At 35.7% G+C, this 15365-nt stretch carries 10 protein-coding genes; 9 read left to right on the forward strand and 1 reads right to left on the reverse strand.

The genetic code is table 11. The features are described 5' to 3' along the window. Positions 1-233: 233 nt before the first annotated feature. The 6 genes from ACQUQZ_RS05720 to ACQUQZ_RS05745 all read left to right on the forward strand — a co-directional run bounded on the left by ACQUQZ_RS05720 (position 234) and on the right by ACQUQZ_RS05745 (position 10592). Positions 234-3428 (forward strand): SusC/RagA family TonB-linked outer membrane protein, encoded by a 3195-nt coding sequence (locus ACQUQZ_RS05720; RefSeq protein ID WP_435353820.1) that lies wholly within the window; start codon positions 234-236, stop codon positions 3426-3428. Between the two features lie 17 nt (positions 3429-3445). After that, the gene (locus tag ACQUQZ_RS05725) at positions 3446-5323 is read left to right on the forward strand and encodes a RagB/SusD family nutrient uptake outer membrane protein (RefSeq protein WP_435353821.1); all 1878 of its coding nucleotides are present in this window, start codon (positions 3446-3448) and stop codon (positions 5321-5323) included. A 197-nt stretch (positions 5324-5520) separates the two neighbouring features. Next, complete coding sequence (locus ACQUQZ_RS05730; RefSeq protein ID WP_435353822.1) at positions 5521-6828, forward strand: vanadium-dependent haloperoxidase; 1308 nt, start codon at positions 5521-5523, stop codon at positions 6826-6828. Continuing rightward, positions 6825-8567 carry a CRTAC1 family protein gene (locus ACQUQZ_RS05735; RefSeq protein ID WP_435353823.1) on the forward strand — a complete coding sequence of 581 codons (1743 nt, stop codon included), beginning with the start codon at positions 6825-6827 and terminating at the stop codon, positions 8565-8567. Before ACQUQZ_RS05730 ends, ACQUQZ_RS05735 begins: the two co-directional genes overlap by 4 nt. A gap of 13 nt (positions 8568-8580) precedes the next feature. Next, positions 8581-9474 carry an MBL fold metallo-hydrolase gene (locus ACQUQZ_RS05740; protein ID WP_435353824.1) on the forward strand — a complete coding sequence of 298 codons (894 nt, stop codon included), beginning with the start codon at positions 8581-8583 and terminating at the stop codon, positions 9472-9474. Between the two features lie 107 nt (positions 9475-9581). Further along, entirely contained in the window at positions 9582-10592 is a 1011-nt protein-coding gene (locus tag ACQUQZ_RS05745) for a LacI family DNA-binding transcriptional regulator (RefSeq protein WP_435353825.1), read from the forward strand. Positions 10593-10599: 7 nt separating this feature from the next. Here ACQUQZ_RS05745 and ppk1 read toward each other — a convergent pair whose 3' ends face one another. Continuing rightward, complete coding sequence (gene ppk1 / locus ACQUQZ_RS05750) at positions 10600-12891, reverse strand: polyphosphate kinase 1 (RefSeq protein ID WP_435353826.1); 2292 nt, start codon at positions 12889-12891, stop codon at positions 10600-10602. 211 nt (positions 12892-13102) lie between these two features. Between ppk1 and ACQUQZ_RS05755 the strand changes: the two genes are divergently transcribed. The 3 genes from ACQUQZ_RS05755 (at position 13103) to ACQUQZ_RS05765 (ending at position 15287) form a co-directional block, all read left to right on the forward strand. Then, positions 13103-13885 (forward strand): transglutaminase domain-containing protein, encoded by a 783-nt coding sequence (locus ACQUQZ_RS05755; RefSeq protein WP_435353827.1) that lies wholly within the window; start codon positions 13103-13105, stop codon positions 13883-13885. A 98-nt stretch (positions 13886-13983) separates the two neighbouring features. Next, the gene (locus ACQUQZ_RS05760) at positions 13984-14934 is read left to right on the forward strand and encodes an outer membrane protein assembly factor BamD (RefSeq protein WP_435353828.1); all 951 of its coding nucleotides are present in this window, start codon (positions 13984-13986) and stop codon (positions 14932-14934) included. A gap of 47 nt (positions 14935-14981) precedes the next feature. Further along, on the forward strand, positions 14982-15287 hold the full coding sequence (locus ACQUQZ_RS05765) for a DNA-directed RNA polymerase subunit omega (RefSeq protein ID WP_435353829.1): 306 nt from the start codon (positions 14982-14984) through the stop codon (positions 15285-15287). The last annotated feature ends 78 nt before the right edge of the window (positions 15288-15365 follow it).

Genomic DNA, 15365 nt, shown 5'->3' on the forward strand with positions numbered 1-15365 from the left:
TCTTAGAGTTATATATCAGAGTAGTCTTATCTTTCTTTATTCAATTACCAAAAAGTATTTTATGCCTTGTTTGTTCATGCTGTTTTTGATTTTTTCAAACATCAGTAAATTTTATTGTACCTATTATTTTGCACGCCCCGCTTGTTCAGTATCGGGTATTTCTTATCCGATAAACTTATTACTTACTCATTATTAACCTTAATCTTTTACTAAAATTAACCAATCTTAAAATTATGATTATTTCTACTCGGCGTATTCACCTAAAAAGGAAGATAAGTCTTCTTTTGGCGGTGTTTACTTTTGCGATTTTTACAAATGCAGTCGCTCAGAATGTCAAGGGTAAAATCTCTGATGACAAAGGGCAACCATTACCTGGGGTTAGTGTATTGACCAAAGGCACAAATACTGGCGGTATCTCAGATGCTAATGGAGAGTACTCAGTATCAGCAGGTAAGAATGCTACTTTGGTATTTACTTACATTGGTTTCACAACAAAAGAAGTAGCGGTAAATGGTCGCTCTGTAGTTGATGTGAGCCTCGAAGAAGATACTAAAGCTCTCGGTGAGGTAGTTGTTGTAGGCTACGGTACTCAGAAAAAAGTTACAGTAACTGGAGCTGTTGTAGCTATTCAAGGAGAGAAAATAATAAAATCTCCAGCTACTGATATTTCTAACTCACTTGCTGGACGTCTTCCAGGTTTGGTTGTTATACAAACCAGTGGTGAGCCAGGAAATGACGGAGCTAAAATATCTATTCGTGGTACTAACACACTCGGAAATAGTAGCCCATTGGTTGTTATTGATGGGATTCCTGATAGAGATGGAGGTTTAGGTCGTTTAAGTCCACGTGATATTGAGTCGATTTCAGTTTTGAAAGATGCTTCGGCTGCAATCTATGGTGCAAGAGCTGCCAATGGAGCTATCTTGGTAACAACAAAAAGAGGTAAGTCTGGTAAACCAACCATCACTTATGATTTCAACCAAGGATTCGCACAACCAGCAAGAGTTCCTCAAATGGCAAGTGCTTATGAATATGCCAACATCATGAATGAGTTGCCAATTTATAACTCAATTCCAGCAGGTGAGTGGTCAAATGCTTGGAAAAGTATTCAAACAACAGGTACTTATAAATCGCCAACAGCGGGTGTAAGTTCATTGAGTGCTAACTATAGCCCAGACGCAGTGAAAAAATTTGCGGATGGTTCAGACCCGTGGCGTTACCCAAATACTGATTGGTTTGCTGATGCTTTCAAAACTTGGTCACCACAAGCACGTCATAATTTGCAATTGGCAGGTGGCTCAGAAGCGATTAAATATTTTGCTTCATTAGGTTATGTGAATCAAGATGCTTACTACAAAAATTCGGCAACAAGCTACCAACAATATAGCTTTAGAACAAACTTAGATGCTAAAGTCAACAAATATATCAATACCAATTTAGGTATTATGGTTAGAAGAGAGCAACGTAAGTACCCAACTGAAAGTGCAGGTTCGATTTTCAGAATGTTGATGCGTGGTCGTCCAACTGAGCCTGAAGTATGGCCAACAGGACAACCAGGCCCAGATATTGAAAATGGACAAAATCCTTATGTTATTACAACAAATGCAACTGGTTATGTCGATTCTCCTACTGATTATACGCAAGCTAATGGTGCTATAAATATCACCAACCCTTGGATTGATGGTTTGAAATTGACGCTTTCTGGTGCAATTGATAAAAATAGTAATACTAATAAAGTATGGCAAACACCTTGGTCGCTTTACTATTGGGATAAACAAACCTTCGAAGCTGATGGCGTAACGCCTAAATTAGAAGGAGCTGTACGTTCTAACTTTAAAGACCCTCGTCTTTCTCAAAGCTATAACTCAGTGTTAAATACCAACATGTCAGCGTTATTGAGTTACGAAAAGAAAATTGGTGATAATACATTGAATGTTTTAGCTGGTGTAACAAAAGAGAACTTCAAAGGTGAAAACTTTGGTGCTTTCAGAAGAAACTATATTTCTTCAGCAATTGACCAACTTTTTGCTGGAGGTTCGTTACAACAAAATACAGGTGGTAGTGCATATAACAGAGCCAGATTGGGTTATTATGGTCGTGCACAGTACAACTACAAAGAAAAGTATCTTATCGAAGGTATTTGGCGTTATGATGGTTCATATATTTTCCCAGAATCGGGTAGATTTGGATTCTTTCCTGGTTTATTGTTAGGATGGAATTTGACCAACGAAAAATTCTTTAAAGTTCAAGGAATTGACTATTTGAAACTTCGTGCATCGTATGGACAAATGGGTAATGACCAAGTATTCTATAATGGTTCATTACAAGAATATGCTTATTTATCAACATATGGCTTTGGTTCATACCCAATCAATGGCCAAGTAGTTACTACTTTAGGTGAAACAGTTTTGGCAAACCCTAGCTTCACTTGGGAAAGAGCTAATAACTATAATATTGGTGTGGATGGTACATTCTTTAATAGTAAGATTGATTTGACTTTGGAGTATTTCTATAATAGAAGAGACCAAATTTTGATTCAAAAAACTGGTTCAACACCTTCTTCTTCGGGTATCAACTCTTTGTTACCTCCAGTAAATGCAGGAAAAGTTGATAACCGTGGTTTTGAATTCAACTTAGGTTTCAATAGTAAAGCCTCCAATGCACTTACTTTTAGAGCAGGTATTAATGGTGGATATGCTAAAAATAGAGTAGTGTTTATGGATGAAGTACCTGGAGCTCCTGGTTACCAATTGCAAGAAGGTAAACCAATCAATAGCTATTTAGTTTATAAATCAGCAGGAGCTTTCAAAGATGCTGCCGAAATTGATGCAAACAAAATTGATTACAGTGCTGTAACTTCAAAGCTTCGCCCTGGTGATATGAAGTTTGAAGATTATAATGGTGATGGTAAAATTAATGGTGATGATAGAGTTAGATTAGATAAGAGTGATGTCCCTACATTCAACTTTGGTGCTACAATGGATATAAAATATAAAGGTTTCGACCTAAGTGTTTTATTCCAAGGTGCAGCAGGTGCAGCTATACGTATCCAAACAGAATCAGGTGATATTGGTAACTTCTTGAAATACTCTTACGATCACCGTTGGTCAATTGATAATCCAAGTAGCACTGATCCACGTTTGGCAAGTAGAGGTGATACGTACTATACAGGTGGAAACTACGGAAATAATACCTATTACTTGTTTAGTAAAAACTATGTTCGTTTGAAAAACTTAGAATTAGGATATAACGTACCAAGCAGCATTGTTCAAAAAGCTAAGTTAGGTACTTTAAGAGTTTATGTAAATGGATTGAACTTATTGACAATTGATAAAAATAAGATCTTTGACCCAGAGGCAACAGCTCAAAGTGGTGTTTATTATCCACAATCTCGTGTAATCAATACAGGTTTAAGTCTAACATTCTAAAAAAGCAAATAGAAAAAATGAAGAATCTTAAAATAAAAGCAAGCCTGTTTGCAATTATAATGGCGTTTGCTTTCTCATGTGATAAAGAATTTTTGAATACCAAGCCACTTGATAAAATATCAAGTGCAGCTACTTGGGCTGATGGTCCGCTATCTGAAGCCTTTATTTTCAATGTTTACTCTTTTTTAGGTTATGGTGGTTTTGAAGAGCAAGCTCTTGCCGCTTATACTGACGAAGCGATGTTTACACACGCCGGAAGAAATATTAATACCTTTACTGAAGCATCAGAAAGTCCATCAAACGTAGCATGGGAAAGTGATACTTACAGATGGGGAAGAATGTATTTGGCAATCAGAGAGGCTAATGTGGCTCTTGAAAACCTTCCAAAAGCAACTTTCACAGATGCAGTATTGAAAGAAAAACTGACTGGTGAGGCATATTTCTTGAGAGCATATTATTATCAACAATTGCTTAGATTTTATGGTGGTGTGCCATTAATCAGCAAATCTTATGGCTTGAATGAAGATTATACAGTTGCTCGTAATACTTATGATGAATGTGTGAAATTTATCGTTAGTGACCTTGACAATGCAATCAAGATGTTGGATGGTAAAGGTGCTACACCTGGTAGAGCTTCAAAAATTGCTGCAATGGCTTTGAAAGCAAGAGTGTTGCTTTATGCAGCCAGCGACTTGCACGATGGCCCTACTGTAAAAGCTAAATCAAGCGTTTTGGGTAGCTATTCAAACTTAGATTTAATTGCTTATACATCTGGTGATCGTACTGCGAGATGGAATGCAGCAAAAGCAGCAGCAAAAGCAGTTTTAGATGCGACTTCTGGGTATAAATTGAATTTAACTGCTCCTGTTTCGGCAGAAGAAGGTAAAAACAATTATATCTCAATTGCAATGGGTGGTCAAAGTGGTATAGGTGATGCTTCAGCAGCTTCGGAGTTAATCTTACAACGTACACACACTGCCCTTTATACGCAAGAAGATAACTGGCCTTTAGGTGGTATTCACTATGGTATCAACAATGGTCCAAATGGCTATCATAACTGGGCTGGAAATACCCCAATTCAAAACTTAGTTGATGACTATGAAATGATGGATGGTTCTAAATTCGATTGGAATAATAAAGACCACAAAGCTGCTCCTTTTGAAAATAGAGACCCACGTTTTTATGCAACTGTATTATATGATGGTGCAACTTGGAAACCTCGCCCTTCAGATGTAGCTGGTTTAGACCCTGTGAATCAAGTACAAACAGGTTATTATGATGATGGTGCAGGTGGAAAAATCAATGGTATTGATACAAGAGAGTCAGCAGTTGAAAACTGGAATGGTAGCCGTACCCATTATTATACGCGTAAATTTATTGACCCAAATCCTGCTGTTGCTGATAACCAATCTTCTGCACAGGTAATTCCTTGGCCATTTATTAGATATACTGAAATGGCTTTGAACTATGCTGAGGCATGTATCGAAACTGGAGACGAAGCCGAAGCTACGAAATGGATCAACAGAATCAGATTCCGTGCTGGTATGCCTGCTGTGACAGATAAAGGTACCACGTTAAGAGACAGATTACGTAATGAAAGACGTATCGAGCTTGTTTATGAAGAGCATCGCTACCATGATGCTCGTCGTTGGATGATTCCTGCAACAACCGTAGGTAGAGGTATAAAATCTATCAATGTTGATGCAAAGCTTAAAGCAGGAGCGAAAGCACCTAAACTTTATAAGTTTGATAAATCAGTTTATGATTATAATTATACAGTTGAAGATAATACCTCAAATGAAACCAGAAAATGGAATGATAAGATGTATTATCGAGTACTGAGCAGAGACGAAATGAATCGAAACAATAAATTGGTTCAGAACCCTGGATACTAATTGATCATGTTTTGACCCCTTCTAAAATCTACCTCACTTTGGAAATGCCATTGTGGGGTAGATTTTAACTTTTAGCCTGATACTAAAACAAGTATTTGCTCATATTCATTAAATTGAGTATTTTTCAGTTTTAATACTAACCTTATACTATAATCTACTTGGTCAAGATGAATAATCTATCCAAAAAATGCTTGTGTATGCTTCTGTTGATCAGTTTATTTTCTGGCTGTAAAGAAAAGCAAGAATTAAGCGAACAAGATTTTGCCATAAAATGGGCAGAAATGACGCTTTTCATAACAAAAAATACGCCTTCAAACTCACCTACATATTCATCAAGATGTTTAGGCTACATAGGTTTAACAATGTACGAATCCATTGTCAATGGTGATTCAACTTATCAATCACTCGCAGCACAATTAGATGGTCTTGATAGTCTTCCAAAACCCCAAAAAGATAAAAAATACGACTATAAATTAGCACTAAATGCAGCACAAGCAACAATCTTGAAAAGTATTTATAATCAAACTTCAGACCAAAACAAACTAAAAATTGATTCTTTAGAAAAAGCTATTTACGAAAACTATTCTGAGAAAATAGAAGATAAACTATTGATTGACAGGTCAGTATCTTTTGGGAAAGCAGTAGCAAATGCAGTTTTTGAATGGTCTAAAATAGATGGTGGACATCGAGGTTATTTAAAAAACTTTGATAAAAAGATGGTTTATCCACATAAATTAGGCTCTTGGAAACCACCATTGTATGGACAGTCGTTTAGTCATTATCCACTACATCCACACTGGGGTGAAAATCGTACTTTTTTAGTTCAAAATCACCAAATTCCCGACCCCACAATCATCCCTTATGACACTTTACCAAACTCTGCTTACTACAAACAATTTTTGGCTGTTTATCAACAAGAAAAAGCCTTAACCCAAGCTCAAAAAGAGGCCGCTATTTGGTGGGGAGATGACCCAGACGAAACGTTTACACCACCAGGTCATTCTTATTATTTGGCAACATTAGTCATCAAAAAAAGTAAACCAAGCTTAATAAAATGTGCAGAAACCTATGCCAAAGTGGGTATGGGAGTGGCTGATGCCTTTATTAATTGTTGGAAGTGGAAGTATAAATTCTTTACAGAAAGACCTAACACATATATTACTCAACACATCGACCAAAGATGGGAATCTTTTTGGCCTGATCCGCCGTTTCCTGCTTTTCCATCTGGACATGCCATTCAGGCGGCAGCGACAGCAACAATTTTAAGTAGTTTATATGGAGAAAAGTTCTCTTTTACAGATAGTTCGCATGTTGGTAGAAAGCGTGATGAATTGCGTAATGTAGATTTCAAAGCAAGGCATTTTGAATCATTTTGGCAATTAGCAGAAGAGACTGCCAATTCTCGTTTCTATGGTGGAATTCATGTTCCACAAGATAACCAAGCAGGCTTAGAAAAAGGAAAAGTAGTTGCAGAGAATATTATACAATTGAAATGGAAGAAATGAAAAATATTAAAGCAAATAAAATAAAAAATGTATTTGGATCAGTTTTGCTAATTGATTCTCAGAATGTTATTCAGTTATTAGCCTTTATTTTATTTTTTATAAGCAATGATTCTCAAGCTCAAACACCTTTCAAAGATATTACACAAGAAGCTGGGATTAAACATCAGTTTCAGGTTTTTGAAGGTTTTTTAGGGGGTGGAGCTTGTGTTTTTGATATAAATAATGATGGTTTTGATGATATTTACCTCGCAGGCGGTATGGCCGATGATGTACTTTATTTGAATAATAAAAATGGTACATTTACCAATGTCTATGAAAAGTCTGGGTTAATCGGCACTAAAAAATTCCTTACACAAGGTGCGGCTGCGGCAGACGTCAATCGTGATGGATTTGTGGATTTATATATTACAACTATCACGTCGAAAGGCACAAAAAAGATTATTCCGAGAGCGATTAACTTACTTTATCTCAATAATGGTAATGGTACTTTTCGTGATGCTACGGCAGAATTTGGACTCGGAAAACTTAATTCTTTTAGTACAGGAGCAAGTTTTGGCGATTTTAATGCAGACGGCTATCCTGACCTTTACGTAGGAAATTATTTTACTGAATATCCTGGCGACCTTAGTACAATCAATGATGCCATGATTGTGAGTGCTAACCAAATCACAGAAGGTTATTTATTATTGAATGAAAAAGGTAAAGGCTTTAAAAATGTCTATAAAGATTATGGCATGAGCCATAAAGGCTTTGGTTTTGGCGGAGTATTTACAGATTTTGATAATGATGGCGACCAAGATTTATTTGTCAACCACGATTTCGGCTATAAACGAACGCCCGATTTACTTTATCAAAACAATTATCCTTGGGCATCATTTGATGAAATTGGTAAAAAAATGGCAATGGATTTAAAAATCAACTCGATGGGAGCGGCCGTAGGTGACTATAACAATGATGGTTGGATGGATTATTTCATAACTAATATCCGATTCAATAAATTTATGGTTAATGGTGGTGCAGGTAAACCTTTTGTTGAACAATCGCAGCCTTTGGGATTAAGTTTTATGTCGATTAGCTGGGGAGCCAACTTTGCTGATTTTGATCATGACGGTGATCTTGACCTTTTTGTAGCCAATGGAGATTTGAACCCTAACTGTACGCCGATGGGTGATAATTATTTTGAGAATATTGGTGGAAAATTTATTGAAAATGGTAGGCTAAAAGGCCTAAGTGACTACGGAATAGGGCGAGGTTCGGTTGTTTTTGATTTAGAAAATGATGGAGATTTAGATATTTTAGTAGTTAATCAAAAGCCCGTTTTAGAAGGCTATCCTGTTGAATCAGTGACACACTTGTTTCGCAATGATTCTTCAAAAGGAAATTGGATAAAAATTGCTTTAAAAGGTATTGAAGCTGAAACAAATGGGATAGGCTCAAAAATAGAAATTGTTGTAAATGGCGTGCATCAAATTCGAGAAATTGATGGCGGAGGTTCAAGTCACTTATCTCAAAATGCTACTTATGCCCATTTTGGTGTAGCAAATGCTACCAAAATAGATGAAATCATTATACATTGGACAGGTGGAAATACGCAAGTTTTGAAAGACCAAAAAGTAAATCAAACCCTAATACTTACCGAAGAAAAACATTTTAGTATATTCGCAGTTTTAAAATGGATACTCTTAAGTTTTGTCGTTTTAGGTATTGGACTATGGCTTTGGAAGAAGAAGAAATCCTAATCATATCAATGTTATGATTTTTCTTAAAAATTACTTTTGCTTACTCTTGATTATTTGCCAAACCACTGTTTTTGGTCAAACTACGGTGGTTCTTTTAGGTACGGGTACGCCAAATCCTGATCCTGATAGGTTTGGTCCATCGTTGGCCATTGTGGTAAATAATACTCCCTATATTGTAGATTGCGGGCCAGGTGTTGTTCGTAGGTGTGTGGCTGCCGAAAAAAAAGGTATTAAAGGTTTAGAAGTCTCAAAATTGAATCGTCTTTTTATAACGCATCTTCATTCGGATCATACTTCTGGGCTGTCGGATTTTATACTTACGCCTGCAGTTATAGGTAGAAATAAATCGTTAAAGGTTTTTGGCCCGAAAGGGTCAAAAAAAATGGTAAATCATGTCATGAAAGCTTATGCTGAAGACATTGATTTAAGAATAAATGGCTTAGAACATGGCGATTCAAAATCATATTCGATACAAACAACCGAAATAGCAGAGGGAATTATATATAAAGATACAAACGTTACAGTAAAGGCATTTAAGGTTAATCATGGTTCTTGGAAAGAGGCGTTTGGCTATCGTTTTGAAACGAAAGATAAAGTAATTGTTGTTTCGGGCGATTGTACTTATAGCGAAAACCTCATCGCCAATAGTAAAGATTGTGATATACTTATTCATGAAGTTTATTCACAAGAAGGTTTTGACAAAAGGACGCCTCAATGGAAGGCGTATCATTCGCAATTTCATACTTCTACTAAACAATTAGCAGCGATAGCTAATATTGTACAACCCAAACTTTTATTATTGACACATCAATTGATTTGGACATCAACAGAAGAAATAATGCTTCAAGAAATTATGAATGATTATAAAGGCAAAGTGATTTCAGGACATGATTTGGATATTTTTTGACAGGTAAAAGTATATTATTTGAAATCGCAGTTAATATGTTTTTATAGACTAAGTTTACTATAAAATTTGCTTTTTTTTTAAAACTTGCCATCAGTTAAACAGTTATCATGCAGAGACACCAAGCAACAATCAAAGAAATTGCCCAAGAATTAGGGATTTCAATCTCAACCGTTTCAAGAGCTTTGCAAAATAATCCTCGTATTGGATTAAGAACAAGAGAACGAGTTTGGGAGGTTGCTAAATTGATGCATTATGTGCCGAATCCAGCAGCTATTTTGTTAAAGAAAAATAAGACTTCCACCATTGGCGTAGTATTGCCGTATTTGCAAGAGGAATTTTTTTCGATGGCAATTACAGGCATTGAAGATGTTGCTTTAGAAAAAGGTTATAATGTGGTTGTGAGCCAATCTCGTGAAAAATTTGAGCGTGAAGAAAAAGCTCTAAAATCCTTTTTGAGCAGTAGAGTGGATGGGGTCATTGCTTCGGTAGCGGCCGAAACCAGTAATTATAGTCATTTCAAAGAATTGGAAAGTTATGGTACTCCATTGGTGTTTTTTGATCGTGTTCCACGAAATTTGGAAGCCAATAAAGTACGTTGCAGTATTACGCAAGGTGCTTTTGAAGCAGTTGAATTTTTGGTTAATAAAGGAATCCAAAGAATTGCCTTGCTGAATGGCCCAACGAGTATGGAGGTTTCAGATGAACGATTGAATGGATATTTGTTGGCAATTAAGAAATTTAAGTTACAAACTACCCCAAATTATATCAAATCTACCGATTTGTCGAAAGAGCAAAGCGTTGAAAAAATGCTCGAATTGCTCGCTTTGAAAGAACCACCACAAGCGATTCTAACCTTTAATGATTATTTAGCACTTTATGCTATGCAAGTTTGTAAACAAAAAAATCTTGTACCAAACAAAGATATTTTGTTTGTAAGTTTTGCAAATCTACCAATGACATTTTATTTAGATAATCCTCCTCTTGCATCGGTTGACCAGTTTGCTTATAGAATGGGTATCAAATCTGCCGAACTTTTAATCAGCATCATCGAAAACCCTTCTAAAGAAATGCCTCCATATCAAGAATTGATTTTAGAAACAAAGCTTGTAGTGCATTGAGTAATTATTAATTTTCAATGCTTGTTTCAATCATTGCATTAGTATTGTCTATTTCCTCAAATAAAGCGATTGGTTCTTCCTCCTTTTCTTTAATTTCAAAAAAGCGTTGGTGGATATCAAAAGGTTCATCTTCTGCAGAAAGCGAACACATCACTTTTTTGTAAGTACCGTCTTCTTGTAATTCATAGGCATTGACATTATCACGTAAGTTATAGTCCAAAATGTGCATTACTTGGCGTTGTACTTCTTCATCAACTAATTCAAACAAAGACTCAATTCGTTTATCAAAACTCCTTACCATAATATCGGCACTGCCACCATAAAGTTTGGGTTGGTTGTTATTATGGAAATAGAAAATACGGGCATGCTCCAAGAATAGACCAACGATTGACCGAACAGTAATATTTTCGCTCAAACCTTTACGACCAGGACGCAAACAACAAATGCCACGGATAATCATCTTAATCCTTACACCTGCTTGAGAAGCTTTGTAAAGCTCATCAATCACAAATTGATCTTCAACCGAATTGAGTTTGATACAAATACCACTTGGCAATCCTGCTTTTGCATTTTCAGCTTCTAACCTAATCATCTCGATTAGTTTGTTTCGCATATCACGAGGTGAAGTGATAAGGTACTGATAGTCAGCAGGTTGAGAATGTCCAGTGATAACATTAAAGAACTCTGAAATATCTCTTGTATAAGCCGGATTAGTAGTAAGCAAGCCAATATCTGTATAAAGTCTTGCAGTATCTTCATTGTAGTTTCCACTTGCCAAGTGAGCATATTGTACAACTCGATTCCCTTCTTTTCTTACAATTAGCATTAGTTTGGTGTGGGTTTTATACCAACCAATACCATAAATAACAAAACAACCCGCTCTTTGCAATTTATCGGCTTCTTTGATATTATTTTCTTCATCAAAACGAGCCTTTATTTCAAACAAAACAGAAACGTGTTTACCATTTTCTGCGGCTTTTAAAAGAGCTTGGGTAACACGGGAGTTTTTTGCCAAACGATAAATCGTTAGCTTGATTGCCAAAACATCAGGATCCTCGGCTGCTTTTTCGATTAACTGAAGGACGGGTTCAAAATTATTATATGGATGATGAAGTAAAAGGTCTTTTTCACGAATTACTTCAAAAATATCAACATTTTTATCTCTTAATCTGATAGGAGTAACAGGCGGATGAATGGTTGAAAGGTCTTCTTGAAACTCTGGATGACGAATAATTTGCCACAAACAAGTATAATCAATGAGGCATTCATCTACAAAAATATTATATTTGTCAATCTCCCAACGTTTTTGAAGCATTGTCACCATCCATTCATTAGCATTAGGTTCAATTTCCATAAAAACAACCCTGCCTAAACGACGACTCTTTATTTTTTGCTTGATTTCATCAACAAAATCTGCTTCAATATCATCCGATTCTTCCAAAGTAAAATCACCATTTCGTACAATCCTAAAGAGATTTACTGATTGAATCTCAACATTTCGATAAAGTTTTTTAATTTCATGTCGAACAATTTCTTCGATTGGTAAAAACAAAATTTCTTCGCCTCGTTCGATGGTAACAAACCTTGGTAAATTACCTGGGATTTGGACAAAAGAGATTTTTTTATTTTCACTATCATCAGGAAAAAGTGTCGAACGATTGGCATCAGTTACCACACCAAAAATCAAAGTTTTGGCAATAAGTACAGGAAAAGCATGTGTGTGGTCGAACAACATAGGGGTAAGCATCGGGTAAATCGTATTATCGAAATAACTGATGGCTTCTTCTAATTCGTTGCTGGTAAGGTCATTAACTTTTATTAGTTTGAATTTGTATTCTGAAAATAAGGGTGTCAGTTCTTCTTTGAATATGCGGTCTTGTTCTTGTGAAAACTGGCGAATAGATAGTAGTAAGGCTTTGCGAAATGGAATTTCACGAAGTCCAGAGTAATCAATTCTTTCTTTATTAAAATCAAGGTAGTTATATAAGCTACCTAAACGAACTGTAAAAAATTCGTCAAGATTGGAAGCAGTTATTGCTAAAAATTTTAACCTTTCAAACAGATTTAAGTCTTTTTCACGGGTTTGGTCAAGTACTCGCTCATTAAATTTTAGCCAACTCAAATCACGACTCAAATAGTTAGATTGCTCTATACTATCAGCATAACGATTGATTTTTGATTCTTGTATTTCACTTTTAATTCCCTGATTTTTAGTAGGCGAAACTAAACCGTTTAAAAACGAAAAAAGGCTACCTTTCGAGCCTTTATCAATTGGGATATTTTTATTATTATCTTCCATTGCTCAATGACAAACTGTTTGCTTGCGAAATAAGGCAATTATGGACAAAAAGGCAAGGATTTAATGATAATTTAACATTATAGACTATTTTGAATTGATACAATGGTACTTCTTAAAATTATGTAACAACAATGACTTTATTCAAACTTAATTAAGTTATCTTTACAGGAATTAAAAGCGAGGAATCGCTACAAATGCTTTAGGCCATCCAATGAAACTACAAATTAGTTGCCAACTTGATTATCAAACCCAAGAAAATGTACCTTTAGTGTTGATGTTACGCCCAAGGAGCGGCTCAGGGCAATGGGTCGTTAAAGAAGAATATTTGTTTACACCAAATGTACCAGTGATAGAATATACCGATTTATATGGTAATTTATGCCAACGTTTGATTAGTCCAATAGGTAGTTTTAGCATTAAAACATCAGCAGTTGTCGAAACAAGCGAACACATAGAAGTGAACTTTGGAGCTGAATTTATACCTGTTGAACATCTCCCTGATTACACCCTTTTATATCTTTTACCGAGTCGCTATTGTGAATCGGATCGGTTTTCTTATATGGCTGCCGAAATTACCCAAAACCTTGCTTTAGGTTATCCACAAGTAGAAGCCATTCGTCAATGGGTAAAAAATAATGTTATTTATCAATATGGTTATAGTTCTTCATCTTCGTCGGCATGTGACATCAATCAGAGTAGGATAGGGGTTTGTCGAGATTTCTCACATTTGGGTATTGCTCTTTGTCGTGCCATAAATATTCCTGCCCGAATGGTAGTTGGTTATCTTCATGAACTCAATCCAATGGATTTACATGCTTGGTTTGAAGCTTATTTAGGTGGAAATTGGTACACTTTTGATGCAACCCAAACCGAGCCAAAAGGCAACAGAGTAGTGTTGGCGTATGGTCGTGATGCAGCTGATGTAGCTTTAGCAACCCAGTTTGGCGATATGCAGTTATTGAATATGTTGGTGTCAGTAAATAAAGCAGAATAAGCCTAAGCCACTTTTAAAATTAACAATTCAACCGTTTAAGAATAAATATGAGATATTTTTCGTTATAAAACTGCTATATTTTTATTATCTTTGCACCCATGTTTTTAAAAAGACCACATATCGCCCTCTTGTTTATCGGTATTTTGCTGTTTTCGTCTTGTTCTAGCAAGTTTATGAAGCTGCAAAAGAAAGGTACAACCGAACAAAAGTATTTAGCTGCTAATGATTACTACAAAAAAGGAGACTATTACAAAGCAGGCACACTTTTTGAAGAAATCATTCCTTTGTTAAAAGGAGATTCGCTTGCCGAACAGTCGCAGTTTTATAATGCCTATTCTCAGTTTCAACAGAAACAGTATAGCATGAGTGCCTATTTGTTCAAATCTTTTTACGCAACCTATGCCAATAGCCCATTGGCCGAAGAAGCATTCTATATGTATGCTTTTTCAATGTTTAAAGATTCGCCTAATTATAACCTCGATCAAACCAGCACACTCACAGCGATTGATGCTTTACAGACTTTCATCAACTCTTATCCTGATAGCAAATATGCTGAGTCATGTAATCAGAATTTGAAAGATTTAAGACATCGTTTGGAGGAAAAAGCTTATGAGAAGGCAAAATTGTATTATAAAACCAGTGGTGTAACCATTGCTAATTTTAAGGCCGCCGTTGTAGCGATTGATAATTTCCAAAAAGATTTCCCTGATTCAGAGTATATTGAAGAGCTTTCGTTCTTGAAAGTACAAGCTCAATTTGAATTGGCTGAGGTAAGTTTTGAGACCAAACAAAGAGAGCGTTATACTGCTGCGTTGCAATTCTATGAAGATTTTATTGATGCTTTTCCGAAAAGTAAATACATCAAGCAAGCAGAAAAAGTATATGATGGCTCTACAAAAGGATTAGAAAAAGTTGCCAAATACGAGCAACAAGTAAAAGAATTTAAAGCAAAAGAAGCCGAAAGAGCCGCTAAAGAAAAAGCTGACAAAGAAAATACTGCTAAGAAAGATGAGAAAGTGGGCATTAATGAATTAAAAACTAATAAATAAGGTTCTATATAAATATTCAGCGTACGTAATACATAATTTTTAAAGATATGGCAATCAATCCTTCAATCGTTTCGAGAGACTTAGATAAACTCGCTGCCAAAACAGGTAATATTTATGAGTCGGTATATATTGCATCGCAACGTGCAAGACAAGTGGCTATAAAAACTAAAGAAGAATTAACTCAAAAATTGGGTGAATTTGCTTCAAATATTGATAATTTAGAAGAAATTTTTGAAAATCGTGAGCAAATTGAAATTTCAAGATTTTATGAGCGTCAACCAAAACCAACTTCGGTTGCTTTGGAAGAATTCATTGAAGACAAAGTAGAATACCGTTGGAAAGACGCTGAATAACAAGTCGATTGTTATGAAAGATAATATTTTAGCAGCCAGATTTCTCTGGCTGCTTTTTTGGTTTTATAGTCTGACAAT

The sequence above is a fragment of the Emticicia sp. SJ17W-69 genome, assembly GCF_051209875.1.
Classification (GTDB): Bacteria; Bacteroidota; Bacteroidia; order Cytophagales; family Spirosomataceae; genus Emticicia.